Here is a 17368-nt window from a genome sequence, read left to right as displayed (position 1 = left end):
AGCGAAGCTGGCGGATGAGGGGTTGAAGGACCTGTCCGACAGGGCGGCGCGACCCCTCACCCGACTCACTGCGTGGGTCACCCTCTCCCGCAAGGGGAGAGGGGAGGGCCCTCAGCCCTTCGTCTTGTCCCAGCTGTCGTATTCGTACGCGATGCAGCGGTCGATCAGCGTCCGCCAGACCGGTTCGGCGATCGCTTCCGACAGGCCGGACTCGCGCGCGGCGGCCCGGACCTTGGTCACCACGTCCTCGATCCGCGCGCGGTCGAACACCTTGTTGCGGTCGGCCTTGATGCGGGCCGCCGCGTCCATGTAGCCCTGGCGCTCGGTCAGGAGCTGGACCAGGGCCCGGTCCAGGGCGTCAACGCCCCGGCGCACATCGGCCATGGTCTGGCAGTCGACGGGAGCGAGCCGCTCGTCGACCGTGAGAGTCGTCGTTTTCATGGGCCTCTTTAAGCGGTTTCCGGGCTCGGAAACCAGTACCGTAAGCGCCTAAATGCCCGCGCCGTTGTCCATCGTGCGCAGGGCGGCCTCGTGCGCCTCGGCCTCGGTCCGCAGCCAGTTCACGAAGGCCTTCACCTGGGGCAGGCGGCCCTTGGCCTTGGGGTGGACCACGTAATAGGCGAAGTCGACCGCCGTCGCGGCTTCGAACGGGATGACCAGGCGGCCGGAGTCGAGATCGGCCTGGGCCAGGGTGCGCTTGGCCAGGGCGACGCCGCGCCCGTTGGCGGCGGCCTCGATGACCATGCTGGACTGGTTGAAGCGCGGGCCTCGCGCCCCGTCGACATTCTTGATGCCGCGCGCCGCCAGCCACATGGCCCAGTCCGGGCAGCTGTCGTCGGCGTCGGGCGAGCCGTCGTGCAGAAGGATGTGGTGGGCCAGGTCTTCGGGCCGCTCCAGCGCGTTCTCGGTCAGCAGGTCAGGATTGGCCACCGGCACCACCGTCTCCTGCAACAGCCGGATGACCTCCAGGCCCGGGTAGCGGCCCGAGCCGTAGCGGATGGCCATGTCGACCTCGCCGGTGGCGAAGTCCACGACCTCCATGCCGGCCGACAGCCAGACGTCGACCTGGGGATGGGCCTGTTCGAACTTGCCCAGGCGCGGCACCAGCCACTTGGCGGCGAACGAGGGGGCGGCGGTCAGGGTCAGGCGACGGCCGTCGACGGCGGCGGTCAGCAGGGAGGCAGCCTCGGCCAGACGGTCGAAGGCCTCGCGCAGGGCGGGGAGGGCGGTCTGGGCCGCGTCGGTCAGCAACAGGCCCTTCGGCGTGCGCTTGAACAGGGCGGCCCCGACATAGTCCTCGAGGTTCTGGATCTGCTGGCTGACGGCGCCGGGCGTCACCGACAGCTCGTCGGCGGCGCGGCTGAAGTTCAGGTGCCGGGCGGCGGCCTCGAACGCGCGCAGGGCGTTCAGGGGCGGCAGGCGGCGGCGCTCGTTCGGTCTTTCCATGAGTTTTACTGAACGCCCCGGCAGAAGTCCTTGTTTGCGAATTGGCCCCTTCGCGCCGACTTTGCAAGCGTTCGCTGGCGGATTGGCCCTTTTCGCGAGTGGACGCCGTGGGGGCGACCGCAAGGTCGCCCCCACTATTTCTTCCAAGGTAGGGCGGGGTGGTTCGTAGGAGCCGCCCCGTATTGCGTTGAAAACTCAAAGGGTCGCGCGACGGCGGAAGTCTCGCCCCGCGCTTTTAGAGGACCTGAATCCGATGGCCCCTCGCAAGGCGCCTTCCCGAAAGCCCGGTCTCGTCGTCGTCGGCGGGACTCGGGCCAATCGCGCCCTGGGCGCGGTGTGGCTGGTCGGGGCGGGGCCCGGGGATCCGGACCTCCTGACCTTCCGCGCCTTCAACGCCCTGCGCGCCGCCGACGTGGTCGTTCATGACGGCCTGGTCTCCGACGAGATCCTCGATCTGGCGCCGTCGTCGGTGCGCCGGATCAATGTCGCCAAGCGCAAGTCGCGTCACACCCTGCCGCAGGACGACATCAACCAGCTGATCGTGGGCCTGGCCCTGGACGGTCTGAATGTCGTCCGGCTGAAAGGCGGGGACCCGTTCCTGTTCGGTCGCGGCGGCGAGGAACTTCTGGCTTGCCGCGCGGCGGGCGTCGAGTGCCACGTCGTCCCCGGCGTCACCTCCGCCTTGGCCGCCAGCGCGAGCGCGGGGGCCCCCTTGACCCATCGCGGCGCGGCCCAGGCCGTCACCTTCGTCACCGGCCACGCCGCTCACGGTGATCCCGATCTGGACTGGACCGCCTTGGCGCGTCCGAACCAGACGGTGGTCGTCTATATGGGCGTCTCGACGGCCGGCCTGATCGCCGCGCGCCTGACCGCCGCCGGCCGCGCGGGCTCGACCCCGGCCCTGGTGGTCGAGAACGCCAGCCGCGCCGACGAGCGCCGCATCCTCACCACCCTGGCCGGCCTGGCCGAAGCCGCCGAAGGCCTGACCGGCCCCGCGCTGCTGATGGTCGGCGAGGCCATGGCCCTGGCCGATGTCGGCCCAGGGGCCACCGAGATTTCCCAGTCCGTTTCGTTCGAGGTGAGCGCGCGCTCATGAAAGCTGTCACCGCCAATCGCCTGATCGACGGCGAGGTCGTCTTCTGGAAGGGCGGCCTGTGGGTCGAGCGCTTCGGCGACGCCGAGCTGTTCGACACCGAGGAGCCGATCGAGGCCGCGGTCGCCACGGGCAAGGGCCAGCCCACCGTTGTGGTCGACGTCTATCCGATCGATCTGGTCGAGTCCGAAGGCCGCTGGGCGCCGCTCAGCTATCGCGAACGCATCCGGGCCCTGGGCCCCTCCAACGAACCCACGCACGGCAAGCAGGCCGAGGGCGGCGACGTCGTCGAAGCCCTGCGGCACGCGGCGGGCGCGGCGCGCTCGACCGGCCGCGTCGACCTGATCCGCAGGAAGTAGGGCGGCATGTACCAGTACGACGTCATCGACAAAGAGTTCCTGATCGACCGCTCGAACGAGTTCCGCGGCCAGGTCGCCCGCCGCCTCGCCGGCGACATCACCGAGGACCAGTTCAAGCCGCTGCGGCTGATGAACGGCCTCTATCTGCAGCTGCACGCCTACATGCTGCGGATCGCCATTCCCTACGGCTCGCTGAACCCGACCCAGACCCGCCGTCTGGCCGAGATCGCCCGAGACTATGACAAGGGCTACGGCCACTTCACCACGCGCCAGAACATCCAGTTCAACTGGGTGAAGCTGAAGGACGCGCCGGATATTCTGGACAAGCTAGCCGAGGTGGACCTGCACGCCATCCAGACCAGCGGCAACTGCATCCGCAACACGACGTCCGACCCCTATGCCGGGGCCACGGCCGAGGAGATCGACGATCCGCGCGTGTGGTCCGAAGTGATCCGCCAGTGGTCGACCCTGCACCCGGAATTCTCGTTCCTGCCGCGCAAGTTCAAGATCGCCATCACCGCCTCGGCCAAGGACCGCACGGCGGCCAAGGTTCACGACATCGGCCTGCTGATGCGCCAAGGCCGCGACGGCGCGCTGGGCTTCGAGGTGATCGTCGGCGGCGGCCAGGGGCGCACGCCCTATGTCGGCCCGACCATCAAGCAGTTCCTGCCGACCGAGCGGCTGCTGAGCTATCTGGAAGCGATCCTGCGCGTCTACAACCGCCACGGCCGTCGCGACAACATCTACAAGGCCCGGATCAAGATCCTGGTCGCCGCCCTGGGCGCCGAGGAGTTCGCGCGTCAGGTCGAGGAAGAGTGGGCCAAGATCGACGGCGCCCGCGCCGACCTGCCGACGGCCGAGCTGGACCGTATTCGCGCCGCGTTCGCCAAGACCCCGTTCGAGACCCTCCCGGCCCGTTCGGAAACCTTCGAGCTCGCCAAGGCCAATGACAGCGCCTTCGCCCGCTTCGTCCGCAACAACGTCCGCGCCCACAAGCAGCCGGGCTATGCGATCGTCGAGGTCTCGCTGAAGGCCCAGGAACAGACGCCGGGCGACGCCTCGGCCGGCCAGCTGGACGTCGTGGCGGATCTGGCCGAGCGCTACAGCTTCTCGGACCTGCGCGTCACCCACGCCCAGAACCTGGTGCTGCCTCACGTGAAGCAGGACGACCTGCCGACCGTGTTCGCGACCCTGCAGGCCAACGGCCTGGCGACGGCCAATATCGACCTGATCAGCGACATCATCGCGTGCCCCGGCCTGGACTACTGCGCCTTGGCCAACGCCCGCGCCATCCCGATCGCCCAGGACATCGCCCGCCAGTTCGCCGATCCCGATCGCGCCGAGAACGTCGGCGAGCTGAAGATCAAGATCAGCGGCTGCATCAACGCCTGCGGCCACCACCACGTCGCCCACATCGGCGTGCTGGGCGTCGATAAGAAGGGCGAGGAATTCTACCAGCTGTCGCTGGGCGGCTCGGGGGCCGAGGACGCCTCGATCGGCAAGATCCTGGGTCCGGCCCTGCCGGCCGACCGGGTCGCCAGCGCCGTCGACCAGCTGGTCGGCGCCTATCTGAACGTCCGCGCCGACGGCGAGCGCTTCCTCGACACCTATCGCCGCGTCGGCCTCGAGCCCTTCAAGGAGGCGGTCTATGCCCAAGCTGATTGAGCTGGCTGACGGCGAGGCCCGCTGGGCCGACGACGCCTTCGTCAACGTCACCGACGAGGACGCCATCCCCGAAGCGGGCGACGTGATCCTGTCCTTGGCCCGCTTCGAAGCCGAGGGCGACGCGCTGCTGTCTTCCAACAGCCGCCGCGTCGGGGTGCGCATCGAGTCCCACGAAGAGGTCGAGGTCCTGGCCTATGACCTGCCGCGCATCGCGGTGGTGGCCCTGGCCTTCCCGAAGTACCGCGACGGCCGCGCCTACACCTCGGCCCGGCTGCTGCGCGAGCGGTTCGGCTATCAAGGCCAGGTCCGCGCCGTGGGCGATGTGCTGCAAGAGCAGGCCGGCTTCATGGTCCGCTGCGGTTTCGACGCCTTCGAGCCGAACGATGGCGCCACGCCCGAGGCCTGGACCAAGGCCGCCAGCCGCTTCCGCCACGTCTATCAGCGCGCGGCAGACGATCGTCAGGTCGCGTTCGAGGAGAGGGCGGGCTGATGGCGTACGACCAGATCGGTGGGACCTCTGCTGGCCTCGCGGCCCGGCTGGACGCCGAGCTGCGCGACGCCCATCCGCTGACCATCCTGCGCGCCGCCTATGACCATTTCGGCGACCGCCTGGCGCTGGTTTCGTCGTTCGGAGCGGAGTCGGCCGTGCTGCTGCACCTGGCCTCGCAGGTGTCGCCGAAGATTCCGGTGCTGTTTCTCGACACCGGCATGCTGTTTGGCCAGACCCTGGACTACCGCAAGAACCTCGCCGCCCAGTTCGGCCTGACCGACGTGCGCGACCTGCGCCCGGCCTTCGCGGACCTGGCGACCCAGGACCCGAACTCGGACCTGTGGCGCACCAGCGTCGACGGCTGCTGCAACATCCGCAAGGTGCTGCCCCTGGACCGCGCCATCGGCGGGTTCGACGCCTGGATCACGGGCCGCAAGCGCTTCCACGGCGGCGACCGCCTGAGCCTGCCGGTGGTCGAGGAGGCCGACGGCAAGATCAAGTTCAATCCGCTCGCCAACTGGGCCAAGGCCGAGCTGGAAGCCTATGTCGCCGAGCACCAGCTGCCGGCTCATCCGCTGGTGGCCCAGGGCTATGCCTCGATCGGCTGCTGGCCCTGCACCAAGCCGTCGGAAGACGGCCGTTCGGGCCGCTGGGCGGGTCAGGAAAAGACCGAGTGCGGCATCCACGTGGCGCGCGCGCCGGGCGTGGCGCCGAACGTGGGCGGGGATATCTAGTTCAAGATCCTCCCCCTAGCGGGGGAGGTGGTCGCGAAGCGACCGGAGGGGGAAGGGCTTGATGCCTTGCCTCTTCCCTCTCCGTCGGCTGCGCCGACACCTCTCCCGCTAGGGAGAGGATTTGGAGCCTCTACTCCCCCGGCTTGTACGTCTTCACGGCGTGCTTCTTCAGATCCTCCGGATAGAAGTACACGTCCCGCAAGTTCCCCACGCTGTAGCGCAGCGCCTGGTCGTTGAAGTGGGGGGAGGCCGGATCGCCGCTCTCGCCGCCGGCCGAGACGGCGCGGGCGCGGACCTTGTCACCGAACTGCACGACGGCCACGAAGCTGTTGCCCAGCGTGCCGTAGTATTTCTTGGTCCCGGGCCAGCGCTTGGCCCCGAACGAGGCCAGCGAGCCCCACTGGGCCGAGGTGAAGGCCACCGGGATGCTGGGCTTGCTGTCATCGAACGCCTGGACGATGGCGCCGTCGTTACGCTGGAAGCGGTTGATCTGGCCCCACGGCGTCCTCCACGCGCCGAAGTCGGCGCTCAGGCGGTCGGAGGCTTCGGCCAGGGCCGCCAGCTTTTCGGCGGCCGTCAGCTTGTCGGCCATATAGTCGTAGGGGTTGAGGCCTTGGGCCCGGGCGGCCGGCGCGGCCTTGGCCCACATCGCCTCGCCCCAGAAGACGGCCAGCGAGGTTTCGGTCGAGCGGGCCGACCACTTGCGGTCCCAGGCGCTCAGCGCCGCGACCTGGTCGGCCACCTTGGTCTTGGTCGGATCGCCATCGGGCGTCGCGGCATAGGCCGCCTCCAGCGTCGGGATCAGGCGAGCGAAGGCGGTCAGGTAAGGGTCATAGGCCTTGTCGATCAGCCCGCCCAGCGTGAGGTTCCTGGCGTCCTTCAGCACCAGCTCGGCGTGGATCCCGCGCGGGTTTTCGCCGGCGGTGTCCATGTACTTCGGATAATCGGTCTTCTTCGGGCTGTAGGCACCGGCGGCCGTGTAGGGCCAGTTGTTGGTGTTGAAGGCCCAGCCGTTCGGCGGGTTCACCGCGTGCGGCGCATCCTTCAGCGCGTGCAGGCCCTTCCAGTCGGTGGCCGGGTCCGCGCCGTCGACCGGCTTGGTGTAGTCGAAGCGGTCGTCGCGCAGCGGGATGAACTGCGGGTGCAGATAGGCGATCTCGCCCTTGCTGTCGGCGAACAGGGTGTTGTTCGACGAATTGGCCTTCAGTTCGGCCACCTTCATGAAGCTGGCGTAGTCCGTGGCCTTGGTGCGCAGGAACGACTGCTGCAGGGCCGCGACCGGCTTGTTCATCAGGGCGATGCTGATCCACTTGCCGTCGGCCTCGCGGACGATCGGGCCGTGGTGGGTCTTGAAGACTGTGAACTTCTTTTCCGCCATCGTCCCGTCGGTGGCCCGGTAGGGGACCGAGATCACCTCGCTCTTCAGCGGCCGCAGTTCCGAGCCGTACTTGTAGAAGCGCGCGCCGTCCTTCTCGACGATCGTCTCGGCGAACTCGTCGACCACGTCGACGCCGCTGGAGGTGTGCATCCATCCCGCGTGAGCATTGAAGCCCTGGTAGATGAAGAACTGGCCCCAGGTGGTGGCGCCGTAGGCGTTCAGGCCCTGGTCGCTGGAGACCTGCATCTCCGAGCGGAAGAAGAAGCTGGTGTGCGGGTTGATCAGCAGCAGGGCGTGACCCTCCAGCGTCAGCTTCGGCGCGATGGCGAAACCGTTGGAGCCCTTGGGCTCTTTGAACAGCAGGCCCTTTTCGTCCGCCGTCATGGCCAACTGGCGCTTGCCGTAGAAGGCTTCGAGCTGGGTCAAGGCCACGCGCTCGATGTCGCCGCCGATGCTGCCTTCCGAGAAGCTGAGCGCCATCCAGGGCTCGAAGTGCTTGATGACCTTCGGCTTCACGTCCGGATGGGTGGCCAGATAGTAATTCAGCCCGTCGGCCCAGCCGTTCATCAGCGCCTTCAGCCAGGCGGGGCTCCGGGCGTAGTCGGCCTTCAGCACCGTCGGATCGATGAACAGCTTCTGGCGGAGATCCGCCCAGATTGCCTTCTCGCCCTCCGCCTCGGCGGTGCGACCCAGCGAGGTCATGAAGTTGGTCTCGACGCGGTTGAAGTCGTCCTCGGCCTGGGCGTAGGCCATGCCGAACACCGCGTCGGCGTCGGTCCTGCCATGGATGTGGGCGATGCCCCAGTCGTCGCGGGTGATCGAGACCTTGGCCGCCTGGGCCTTCTGGCGGGACAGATCGTCAGCGGCATGCGCCGGTGAGGCGGCGAGAAGGGCTGCTGAGACCAGGGCCAAGACACTGACGGACAAACGCATGCGACCTCCCGAGCCCTTCGCGGGCCTCGAATGGTCATCACGTGTAGGGGGAAGATCGCCGAGCGCCAAGACGGCGAAGCTCGGAGAGGAGCCGGCGCCTGTTATTGCGGCGGGCAGCCCTTGAACTCGCCGACCTTGCTGACCGAAAGATTGGTCAGGTCGATGGCGCGCAGGGTCTTCATCGACGCCGCGCCGACGCCGCTGAACAGGTCCAGCTTCAGGCCCTTGATCGCGCCGCCGATGTCGGAGGCGTACCAGTAGCCGTCGTGCGTGCCGCCGTCGGGCATGGGCAGGCCGACGGTTTCCTTGATGAACAGCACCGTGCGGCGCGGGATCACCTTCGGATCCACGGCGACGGTGCGCATGGCGGCGACCTTGCAACCCAGCGAGTCGAACGCGCGGATGCCCTTGGCGCCGGCGTGATACATCGTCGCCCGCATCTTCCAATCGACCGAGCCCGGCAGGACACCTGTGAGGGCGGAGGTGATGAGGTCGCCCAGCGGGTCCGAACGCACAGGCGCGGCGGCGACGGACTCGTCTCCGGGGGCGGCGTTCGCGATGGCGGGAAGGGCGAAGGCGGAGATGACCGCGGTGGCCAAAATTCCGGCGAGTTTGCGTCGCATCGAGGGGAACCTCTTATCGGCGTATCTGTCGGGCGGCGGTCTGGATATTCCGATCACGGCTCTGTGACAACCCTGGAAGCTGGCGCCTTTCCGGCCAAGCTCGCTTGTCGGGCGAGAAAGCGGCGTGAATTCAGGGGCTTGAAACTGGGCCGCAGCGGGCCAAATTTTTACTTTTCGGCAAGCTTTGCTGGAGGAACCGCATGGCGCTGCGCATCTACGGCGACTCGATTTCGGGCAATTGCCTGAAGGTGAAATGGACGGCCGAGCGACTTCATCTGCCGTTCGAATGGATCGAGACCAATGTGCTCAAGGCCGAAACGCGGACTCCTGAGTTCCTGGCCCTGAACCCGGCGGGGCAGGTCCCCATGGTGGTCCTGGAGGACGGCCGCGTCCTCTCCCAGTCCAACGCCATCATGCTGCATCTGGCCGAGGGCTCGGTGCTGATCCCGACCGACGCCTATGAGCGGGCCAAGATGTTCGAGTGGCTGTTCTGGGAGCAGTACAGCCACGAACCCTATGTCGCCGTGGTCCGCTTTCACGTCGCCTATCTGGGCAAGTCGCGGGAGAGCCTGGAAACCCGGCTGATCGAACGCGGCGACGCGGCCCTGGCGCGCCTGGAAACACAGCTGAAACAAACGGCCTTTCTGGTCGGCGAGCGTCTCACCCTGGCGGACATCGCCCTGGTGGCTTACACCCGCGTGGCGCACGAGGGCGGGTTCGACCTTTCGCTTTATCCGGCCGTCAAGGCGTGGGTAGACCGGGTCGAGACCGCGCTCGGCATTATCTGATCCTTCGGAGCCCAAGCCTTGCGTCTGTCGACCAGCCTGAAAGTCCTGACCCTCGCCGCCGTCCTGTCGACGCCGGCCGCCTCGGCCTTCGCCTGGGGCTCTTCGGGCCACCGCACCGTGGGCGTCCTCGGCGTCGGCGCCTTGCCGGCCGACGTGCCGGCCTTCCTGCGCACCCCGACCGCCGTGGCCGCCATCGGCGAGTACGCCCGCGAGCCGGACCGCTGGAAAGGCTCGGGCAAGATCCACGACACCGACCGCGACGCCGCCCACTTCCTGGACGTCGACGACCAGGGCCGCATGTATGGCGGGCCGATGTTCACGGTGGCGACCCTGCCGCCGACCCGCGTCGACTATGAGACGGCCCTGCGCGCCGCCGGCGTCGACAGCTGGAAGGCCGGCTACCTGCCGTACGCGATCATCGACGGCTACCAGCAGCTGGTGAAGGACTTCACCTACTGGCGCATCCTGACCGCCGCCGTGAAGCTCGAGAAGGACGCCACCAAGCTGGCCTATTACAAGGCCGACCTGAAGCGTCGCGAGGACCTGCTGCTGCGCGACCTGGGCGTCTGGGCCCACTATGTCGGCGACGCCAGCCAGCCGCTGCACCTGTCGGTCCACTACAACGGCTGGGGCGACTATCCGAACCCCAATGGCTACACCAACGCGCGCTCGACGCACTTCCAGTTCGAGGGCCCGCTGACCAAGGCGCTGGGCGACGAGAAGGCGATCAAGGCGCTGGTGCCAGAATACAAAGCTTGCGAGTGCTCGATCGAGACTCGCGTCGTCGGCTATCTGACCGAGACCTGGAAGCAGACCGAGCCGCTGTACCAACTGGAAAAGGACGGCGGCATGGTCGCCACTGATCCGCGCGCCAAGACCTTCGTCCAGGCTCGCCTGGCGGCCGGGGCCGCGGCCCTGCGTGACCTGACGCTTGACGCCTGGAACGCCAGCGCCAAGGGCACGATCGGCTATCGTCCGGAGATCAGCGTGGCGGACGTCGAGGCCGGCAAGGCCGATCCGTGGTTCGACCTCTACGGCAAGGACTGAGTTCGGGAATGCTGGCTTTCGGCGCGCCCGTCGCGGGGCTGACCTACCAGGACCGTCCCGCGGCCTTCGGCGTCGCCGAGAACGGCCGGGGCCAGATCGCCCTGGCCCAGGTCAGCAAGCCCGGCAAGGCGCCGTATTTCGACCTGCCCGGCGGGGCGGTAGATGGCGACGAGACCGAGGAAGACGCCGTGGCCCGCGAGTTCGCCGAGGAGACCGGCCTCGTGGTCGAGGCCGGCGCCCTGATCGAGCGGGTGTCGCAGCTCTTCCTGAAGTCCGACGGCCAGCCCGTGCGGAACTTCGGCGGCGTCTATGGGGTCAAGGTGACGGGCGAGAAGCCCGGCCTGAAGGTCGAGGACGACCATGCGCTGGTCTGGCTGGACCCGCGCGACGCGGTGGTCGCTCTCCGCCACGACGCCCACGCTTGGGCGGTCGCGGCGTGGATGCGGCGCGGGCTTTAGTTCGAGGCCAGCTCGATCTTGGCGCCGGCGCGCTGAGCGATCTTCAGGTCGGCCGTCTGGCGCTCGGTCATGGCGTCCTTCAGGTCTTCGTTGAAGTCGAGCAGGCAGGCCTTCACCGACAGGCCGCGCAGACCCGTGGCCTCGCAGGCTCGGTTGGCGGCGATGTTGGCGCGGCGCGAGAACTCGCGAGCGTCGTCCGGGTTCGACAGCGTCAGATCGCCGACCTTGATCCGGGCGACCGGCTGAACGCGGTCGGCGGCGTGGGCGGCGGCGGTCAGGCTGATGATCGGCGTGGCGGCCAGAGCCAGGGCGGCGAGGGCGGCGATACGGTTGACGGTCTTGCTCATGGTCTTGATCCCTTGTTCGTGTGGTCGCTCGCGGCGATCTGTTGAACGAGGGTGTAGACCCGGCTTCGGCGGAATACCCGTTACGAGTGCTTCATGACGTCGATTTAAGTCTATGAAACGCAAGTAATATTTCCAAAAATTTAGATTAGGAAGCGGCCGGCGGCGCATCTGTGTAGGCGAGCGCTTGTGGCGCTACGCGCCCGCCACGCGGTCACAAGCGTGGGCTTGTCGATAACGGCGTCGTGGATCATCATGTAAAACATAATATCAATATATGGGAAGAAGCGGTGCTCGGATGGTCTTCACAAGCACGATGACCGCCACCAGGCGTGAACTGATGGCGCAGGCGGCCTTCGCGGTCCTGGCCGGGTCGGCCTCGGGCGCGATCGCGGCGCCAGCCGACCGTTCGCCGCCGACTGAAGCGGCCTGGATCGATGGCGCGCCGCCGAAGGAGAATCCCGGGCAGACCTGGGGCGTGCCGTGGCCCCAAGGCGCGCTCAAGCCCAAGCAAGCCTTCCGAGCCAAGAGCGCCGCCGGCGCGGACGTGCCGCTGCAGACCTGGCCGCTGGCCTACTGGCCGGACGGCTCGCTGAAGTGGACCGGCCACGCGATCGGCGCTGGCGATGTCGGCGAGCGCCTGGTGATCGAACCGGGCGCCGCGGGCAAGGTGGCCCCGGGCGTACAGGTGACCGAGACCCCGGAGGCCGTGGAGGTTTCGACGGGCGTCGCCACCTGGCGCTTCCCGCGCGCCGGCTCGGCCCTGGTCGCCTCGGCTCGGCGGAACGGCCGGGAGGTGCTCAAGAACCTTCGCCTGGTGCTGACGACCCAGGACGCGCCCGAATTCGACGCCGCGTCCGTGCGCCGCCAGACCTTTGAGAGCGCCCTCGACAAGGTGACCGTCGAGCAGGCGGGTCCCGTTCGCGCCGTGATCCGCGTGGAAGGCCGTCACAAGAGCGGTGATCGCGCCTGGGCCCCGTTTACGGTGCGCTTCTACGCCTACGCGGGCGCGGACTCGCTGCGAATGCTCCATACCTTCGTGTTCGACGGCGACGAGACCAAGGACTTCATCTGCGGCCTGGGCGTGGTGGCGGACGTGCCGATGGCCGACGCGCACTACGATCGCCACGTGCGCTTCACCGGCGCGGACGGCGGTCTGTGGGCCGAGGCGGTCAAGCCGCTGACCGGCTTGCGCCGCGATCCGGGCAAGGCCTTCCGGGAGGCCCAGGTCGCGGGCGTCAAGACGCCGCCCGAGGCCCAGATGGCCGGGTCGGTGCGCAACGCCCTGCATCTGATCCCGAACTGGGGCGACTTCCTCTTGTCGCAGGCCACGGCCGACGGCTTCACGATCCGCAAGCGGACGGAGCCGGGCCATGCCTGGATCCATGCCGACGGCGGCCAGCGCGCCAGTGGCGTGGCCTATGTCGGTGGGGTCTCCGGCGGCGCTGCGATCGGGCTTTCCAACTTCTGGCGCGCCCCACCGACCGGCCTGGAGATCCGCGGCGCGGCGGGCGAGGTCGCCAGCCTGACCGCCTGGCTGTGGTCGCCCGACGCGGCGGCCATGGACATGCGCTTCTTCCACGACGGTCTGGGCATGGAGACGCACGCCCAGGAGACCGCCGGCCTCGACATCACCTACGAGGACTACGAGAAGGACTGGGGGACGCCGCAGGGCATCGCCCGCACCTCCGAGCTGCGGATCTGGGCCCTGGACGCCACGCCCGCCCGCGATCGTTTCCCGGCGATGGCGCAGGTGAACGACAGGCCGCCGCGCCTGATGGCCTCACCCGCGCGCATCCACGCGGCCGGGGTCCTGGGCGCCTGGAGCCTGCCGGATCGCGGTACGCCGGTGAAGGCCCAGATCGAGGCCCGCCAGGACCAGCTGATCAACTACTACCTCGCTCAGGTCGAACAGCGCCGCTGGTACGGCTTCTGGGACTATGGCGACGTCATGCACACCTATGACGTCGACCGGCACGTCTGGCGCTACGACATCGGCGGCTTCGCCTGGGACAATTCGGAGCTCTCGACCGATCTCTGGCTGTGGCTGAGCTTCCTGAGGAGCGGTCGCGCGGACCTCTTCCGCATGGCCGAGGCCATGACCCGCCACACCGGCGAGGTCGACGTCTATCATGTGGGCCAGTACCGAGGCCTGGGCACGCGCCATGGCGTGCAGCACTGGGGCGACAGCTCCAAGCAGCCGCGCGTCAGCAACGCCATCTATCGGCGCATCTACTACTACCTGACCGCCGACGAGCGCGTGGGCGACCTGATGCGCGACCTGCTGGACGGCGATCACGCCCTGAACCGGGTGAACATCGGCCGCAAGCTGGGCGACGGCGCCTGGCCCAAGGGCGAGGTCCGCGCCTCGTTCGGGACGGACTGGAGCTCGCTCTGCGGGGCCTGGTTCACCGAGTGGGAGCGCACCGGCGACGTGCGTTGGCGCGACCGGATCGTCACCGGCATGAAGACCATCGCCGCCCTCAAGCGCCAGTGGTTCACCGGCAGCGCGTCCTACGACACCGAGACGGGCGCGTTCTCCGGCGCCGGGGACCGCATCGCGCTCTCGCACCTGAACGCCGCGTTCGGCGCGCCCGAGATCCACGTCGAGATGCTGGCCCTGATCCGCGTGCCTGAGTACGAGAAGGCCTGGCTGGACTACTGCGTCTATTACAACGCCTCGCGCGAGGAGCAGGTGGCCAAGTTCGGCCAGCCGCTCGGCGGCGCGAACCTGCGCCAAGGGCACTCGCGCCTGACCGCCTACGCGGCGTCGCGCCTTGGCGACAAGGCGCTGGCCAAGCGGGCCTGGACTGAGTTCTTCGGCAGGGGCGTGGTCGAGGATTTGAACCTCGCGACGAACGCCAAGCGCCTGGTCGGGCCCACTGTGCTCAATCCCGTCGACGAGGCGCCCAGCGTCTCGACCAACGGCGCGGCGCAATGGGGCCTGGCGGCGATCATGAACTTGGCCCTGGCGTCGGACGGGCTGCCACCGGAGTAGGACGGATCGGCGCTCGGATTGCCGCCCCTCTGCGGCCCCGTCATGCCTGGTGGATAGCGGACATGTCCTGCGTCCTTCGAGGCCCGCTGCGCGGGCGCCTCAGGATGAGGAAGTCTTCTACTGATCACCTCATCCTGAGGTGCGCGCTCCTGAGCGCGCCTCGAAGGACGCACGGCGTCAAATGTCCGCAACGGGGCGAGCACGCCTTAGGCTTCCGGCCGGCGAGCGGGCGCTTGGATCGTCACCGCCAGACATGAGCAGCCCCGGTGAACCGCCGCGCTTGCGCGGCCGCTCCCTAAGCCGCCACGAAGTCCCGGGTGGCCTTCTGGTCGCTCTGGCGGATGGGCAGGGTGAAGCTGACCGTGGTGCCTTCGCCGGGGATGGAGTGCATCTCCAGCACGCCGTCGTGCATGGTGATCAGCGACTTGGTCAGGGCCAGGCCGAGGCCGGTGCCCTGGGTGGTCTTGGAGAACTGGCTCTCGACCTGTTCGAACGGCTTGGCCAGGCGCGCCAGGTCTTCCTTGGCGATGCCGATGCCGGTGTCGGCGACCGAGACCTTGACCGTGTCGCCGAACGGGTCGCGGCGGACCTCGGCCAGCACGGTGACGCTGCCGGCGCGCGGCGTGAACTTGATGGCGTTGGACAGCAGGTTCAGCAGCACTTGCTTGACGGCGCGATAGTCGGCCTCGACCTCGGGCAGGGCTGGGAAGTCGATCGCCAGCTTCAGGCCGGCGGCCTCGGCGCGGTTGCGGACCAGGCGAACGGCGTCCTCGGCCACGTCCTCCAGGTGCATCGGCTCGAACTTGAGGTTCATCTTGCCGGCTTCGATCTTCGACATGTCGAGGATGTCGTTGATCAGCGCCAGCAGGTGCTGGCCCGACGAGTGGATGTCGTGGCTGTAGCCCTTGTAGCGCTGGTCCCCGAGCGGGCCGAACATCTCGTTCATCATGATCTCGGAGAAGCCGTTGATGGCGTTCAGCGGCGTCCGCAGCTCGTGGGACATGTTGGCCAGGAATTCGCTCTTGGCCTTGTTGGCGCTCTCGGCCTTGACCTTCTCGGTCTCGTACTTGCGGGCCAGCTCGGCCAGTTGCTCCTGGCTGCGCTCGAGGCCGGTGATGGCGTTCTGAAGCTGCTCCTCGTTGAGGCGGCGGGCTTCTTCCTGGGTCTTGATCGCCGTGATGTCGGCGGCGGTCATGACGAGGCCGCCTTCGGCCGTGCGGCGCTCGCTGATCTGGATCCAGCGGCCGTCCATCAGCTCGGCCTCGCGCACGCCCTTGGCGCCGTCCGGCGCCGGGTGGTCCTGCTTGATGGCCAGGGCGGCGAAGCGGTTGACCTCGGCGCGGGCCGCGCCGGGCTTCAGCAGCTTGGGCTCCAGCGAGAAGACGCTACGATAGTTGCGGTTGCACATCAGCAGCCGGCCCTGGCGATCCCAGAGCACGAAGGCTTCCGACACGCTTTCGATGGCGTCGCGCAGGCGGTTCTCGGCGGCCTGGGCGCGGGCCTGGGCCAGGCGCTCCTCGGTGACGTCCAGGGCCACGCCGATGATGCGGACATAGCCGTCGCCGCCCGGCTTGCCGAAGCCTTGGCCGCGCGCGTCGATCCATAGCGAACGGCCGCCTTGCTCGACGGCCGGTACGCGGAACGAGACGTCGAAGGCACCGTACATGGCCGCGTTGGCCAGGGCTTGGCGCACGCGTTCGCGGTGGTCGAGCGAGATCCGTTCGATCAGGTCCTGACCCGAGACGACCCCGCCGCCGCCCCAGCCGAACATCGCGCCGGTCACGTCGGACAGGAACACCTGGTCGGCGTTCAGGTCCCATTCCCAGATGCCGCACCGGGCGGCCTCGACGGCGAGGCGGAAGCGCTGCTCGCTGTCGACGAATTCGCGGTGAGCCAGCTCGGCCTTGCGGCTCTGGATCATCAGCAGGAGGGCCAGGGCGATGCCGACGCCCAGCGGCGCCAGCATGTTGAAGGCGCCTTCCATAACCTGGCGATCGAGATTGGCGACGGTGCGGGTCGGCGAGACGGCCACGACCTGAAGAGCGCCTTCGGACACGGGGCGCACCACGACGTCCAGTGCCGCGCCGTCGACGCCCTGGCCGCGCAAGGCCGCGGAACCGCCGCCGACATCCTCGGGCGAAATGGCGAAGGCTTCGCGGAACGAGGTGGCTCCCTGGACACCCTTGCCGCGCGCGGCGATCAGTTTGCCGTTGGGCAAGGCCAGCGCGCCGCTGTCGCCCTTCTCCGGCTCGTCGATCAGGCGCGAGGCGTCGCCGCTGGCGATCACGAAGGCGCGGGCATGGTCCAGGGTGGTGGTGGTGGCGACATAGAGCCGGCCGGTTTCGCCCACCGAACCGACCCAGGTGGTGCGGCCCGAGGCGGAGGCGGCCTGGGCGGCGGCTTTCCAGTCGGCGCCCTCGTCACGGCCCGAGACGGCCACGACGCCGCTCTGGCTGACCACGGCGACGGCCGCGGCTTCGCCACCGGCGGCGCGCAGGGCGGTTTCGGCGGCGTCCATGGTCGCGCCGGGATCACGCTTCAGCAGGTCTGCGGCGGCCGAGAGGCCCGCGCGTTGGGCGGCCAGATTGACTTCGACGCGGCCGGCGATCAGCCCGGCCTTGGCCGACAGCGGCGCGCCGCCCGGCTGGGCGGAGGCCTCGGCCTGCAGCCGCTTGACGCCGAAGGCGGTGTAGACGGCCAGCAACAGCAACGCGGCCAGGATGGCGATGCGCACGAACGCCTGGGACGGGCCCTGTACGGACTTGGCCCGCACGGCCGCGGGCGCGGTCGGTCCGGCTCCTGCCGGTCCTCCGTGTCTCGCGATGCCTCTGTCCAAACCGCCCGGCTCCCAGATCCCCGGAGCGCGCAGCCGCGCTCCATTCCATGAGTCTAAGGCGAGTCACTTCGCCGACATGGTAAATCTACCGTACGCCGAACGACCTCGTCACCGCCGAACCGACGGATTCCGCCCGAGTGAGCCTATTGGTCGCAATCCCAAGCCGTGCAGACTCA

Annotated in this window: 15 protein-coding genes; 9 read left to right on the top strand and 6 right to left on the bottom strand. The window is 68.5% G+C overall.

Features of this window, described 5'->3' with window-relative positions; genetic code table 11:
- Positions 1-111: 111 nt before the first annotated feature.
- Positions 112-441, bottom strand: coding sequence for a chorismate mutase (locus tag AC1RRV_RS04485; RefSeq protein WP_492858381.1), 330 nt, complete (start codon positions 439-441; stop codon positions 112-114).
- A 48-nt stretch (positions 442-489) separates the two neighbouring features.
- Positions 490-1446, bottom strand: coding sequence for a transcriptional regulator GcvA (gene gcvA, locus AC1RRV_RS04480; RefSeq protein ID WP_492858380.1), 957 nt, complete (start codon positions 1444-1446; stop codon positions 490-492).
- A 253-nt stretch (positions 1447-1699) separates the two neighbouring features.
- On the opposite strand from gcvA, the gene cobA reads away from it, so the two are divergent.
- The 5 genes from cobA to AC1RRV_RS04455 are packed head-to-tail and all read left to right on the top strand — an operon-like array spanning position 1700 to position 5787.
- On the top strand, positions 1700-2542 hold the full coding sequence (gene cobA / locus AC1RRV_RS04475; RefSeq protein ID WP_492858379.1) for a uroporphyrinogen-III C-methyltransferase: 843 nt from the start codon (positions 1700-1702) through the stop codon (positions 2540-2542).
- Positions 2539-2898 (top strand): DUF2849 domain-containing protein, encoded by a 360-nt coding sequence (locus tag AC1RRV_RS04470; RefSeq protein ID WP_492858378.1) that lies wholly within the window; start codon positions 2539-2541, stop codon positions 2896-2898. Before cobA ends, AC1RRV_RS04470 begins: the two co-directional genes overlap by 4 nt.
- Before the next feature lie 6 nt (positions 2899-2904).
- Positions 2905-4563, top strand: coding sequence for a nitrite/sulfite reductase (locus AC1RRV_RS04465; RefSeq protein WP_492858377.1), 1659 nt, complete (start codon positions 2905-2907; stop codon positions 4561-4563).
- Entirely contained in the window at positions 4547-5053 is a 507-nt protein-coding gene (locus AC1RRV_RS04460; protein ID WP_492858376.1) for a DUF934 domain-containing protein, read from the top strand. The genes AC1RRV_RS04465 and AC1RRV_RS04460 overlap by 17 nt, the downstream gene beginning before the upstream one ends.
- Positions 5053-5787, top strand: a complete 735-nt coding sequence (locus AC1RRV_RS04455; protein ID WP_492858375.1) for a phosphoadenylyl-sulfate reductase — start codon at positions 5053-5055, stop codon at positions 5785-5787. The genes AC1RRV_RS04460 and AC1RRV_RS04455 overlap by 1 nt, the downstream gene beginning before the upstream one ends.
- Positions 5788-5917: 130 nt before the next feature.
- Here AC1RRV_RS04455 and AC1RRV_RS04450 read toward each other — a convergent pair whose 3' ends face one another.
- Positions 5918-8098 (bottom strand): acylase, encoded by a 2181-nt coding sequence (locus tag AC1RRV_RS04450; RefSeq protein WP_492858374.1) that lies wholly within the window; start codon positions 8096-8098, stop codon positions 5918-5920.
- A gap of 101 nt (positions 8099-8199) precedes the next feature.
- Positions 8200-8721, bottom strand: coding sequence for a 3D domain-containing protein (locus AC1RRV_RS04445; RefSeq protein ID WP_492858373.1), 522 nt, complete (start codon positions 8719-8721; stop codon positions 8200-8202).
- 200 nt (positions 8722-8921) lie between these two features.
- Here AC1RRV_RS04445 and AC1RRV_RS04440 point away from each other — a divergent pair, with 200 nt between their 5' ends.
- Genes AC1RRV_RS04440 through AC1RRV_RS04430 form a run of 3 tightly spaced genes read left to right on the top strand, consistent with a single transcriptional unit; the run spans position 8922 to position 11014 of the window.
- On the top strand, positions 8922-9509 hold the full coding sequence (locus tag AC1RRV_RS04440; RefSeq protein WP_492858372.1) for a glutathione S-transferase family protein: 588 nt from the start codon (positions 8922-8924) through the stop codon (positions 9507-9509).
- Positions 9510-9527: 18 nt separating this feature from the next.
- Positions 9528-10556 (top strand): phospholipase C/P1 nuclease family protein, encoded by a 1029-nt coding sequence (locus AC1RRV_RS04435; RefSeq protein ID WP_492858371.1) that lies wholly within the window; start codon positions 9528-9530, stop codon positions 10554-10556.
- 8 nt (positions 10557-10564) lie between these two features.
- Positions 10565-11014, top strand: coding sequence for an NUDIX domain-containing protein (locus tag AC1RRV_RS04430; RefSeq protein ID WP_492858370.1), 450 nt, complete (start codon positions 10565-10567; stop codon positions 11012-11014).
- Here AC1RRV_RS04430 and AC1RRV_RS04425 read toward each other — a convergent pair.
- A complete protein-coding gene (locus AC1RRV_RS04425; protein WP_492858368.1) occupies positions 11011-11361 on the bottom strand; it encodes a UrcA family protein in 351 nt (116 codons plus the stop codon). The genes AC1RRV_RS04430 and AC1RRV_RS04425 overlap by 4 nt on opposite strands.
- A gap of 313 nt (positions 11362-11674) precedes the next feature.
- On the opposite strand from AC1RRV_RS04425, the gene AC1RRV_RS04420 reads away from it, so the two are divergent.
- On the top strand, positions 11675-14356 hold the full coding sequence (locus AC1RRV_RS04420) for an exo-rhamnogalacturonan lyase family protein (RefSeq protein WP_492858367.1): 2682 nt from the start codon (positions 11675-11677) through the stop codon (positions 14354-14356).
- 295 nt (positions 14357-14651) lie between these two features.
- Here the strand turns inward: AC1RRV_RS04420 and pleC are convergent, their stop codons facing one another.
- On the bottom strand, positions 14652-17180 hold the full coding sequence (pleC, locus tag AC1RRV_RS04415; RefSeq protein ID WP_492858652.1) for a cell cycle histidine kinase PleC: 2529 nt from the start codon (positions 17178-17180) through the stop codon (positions 14652-14654).
- Between the last annotated feature and the right edge of the window lie 188 nt (positions 17181-17368).

The organism is Caulobacter sp. GW821-FHT11E10 (genome assembly GCF_058808375.1).
The sequence above is the reverse complement of the archived record's forward strand: the minus strand, read 5'-3'. Positions and strand labels throughout refer to the sequence as shown.

Excerpts from the sequence above, each read along its gene's own strand:
- AC1RRV_RS04485 (WP_492858381.1), bottom strand. The coding sequence starts at position 441 with ATGAAAACGACGACTCTCACGGTCGACGAGCGGCTCGCTCCCGTCGAC.
- gcvA (WP_492858380.1), bottom strand. The coding sequence starts at position 1,446 with ATGGAAAGACCGAACGAGCGCCGCCGCCTGCCGCCCCTGAACGCCCTG.
- cobA (WP_492858379.1), top strand. The coding sequence starts at position 1,700 with ATGGCCCCTCGCAAGGCGCCTTCCCGAAAGCCCGGTCTCGTCGTCGTC.
- AC1RRV_RS04470 (WP_492858378.1), top strand. The coding sequence starts at position 2,539 with ATGAAAGCTGTCACCGCCAATCGCCTGATCGACGGCGAGGTCGTCTTC.
- AC1RRV_RS04465 (WP_492858377.1), top strand. The coding sequence starts at position 2,905 with ATGTACCAGTACGACGTCATCGACAAAGAGTTCCTGATCGACCGCTCG.
- AC1RRV_RS04460 (WP_492858376.1), top strand. The coding sequence starts at position 4,547 with ATGCCCAAGCTGATTGAGCTGGCTGACGGCGAGGCCCGCTGGGCCGAC.
- AC1RRV_RS04455 (WP_492858375.1), top strand. The coding sequence starts at position 5,053 with ATGGCGTACGACCAGATCGGTGGGACCTCTGCTGGCCTCGCGGCCCGG.
- AC1RRV_RS04450 (WP_492858374.1), bottom strand. The coding sequence starts at position 8,098 with ATGCGTTTGTCCGTCAGTGTCTTGGCCCTGGTCTCAGCAGCCCTTCTC.
- AC1RRV_RS04445 (WP_492858373.1), bottom strand. The coding sequence starts at position 8,721 with ATGCGACGCAAACTCGCCGGAATTTTGGCCACCGCGGTCATCTCCGCC.
- AC1RRV_RS04440 (WP_492858372.1), top strand. The coding sequence starts at position 8,922 with ATGGCGCTGCGCATCTACGGCGACTCGATTTCGGGCAATTGCCTGAAG.
- AC1RRV_RS04430 (WP_492858370.1), top strand. The coding sequence starts at position 10,565 with ATGCTGGCTTTCGGCGCGCCCGTCGCGGGGCTGACCTACCAGGACCGT.
- AC1RRV_RS04425 (WP_492858368.1), bottom strand. The coding sequence starts at position 11,361 with ATGAGCAAGACCGTCAACCGTATCGCCGCCCTCGCCGCCCTGGCTCTG.
- AC1RRV_RS04420 (WP_492858367.1), top strand. The coding sequence starts at position 11,675 with ATGACCGCCACCAGGCGTGAACTGATGGCGCAGGCGGCCTTCGCGGTC.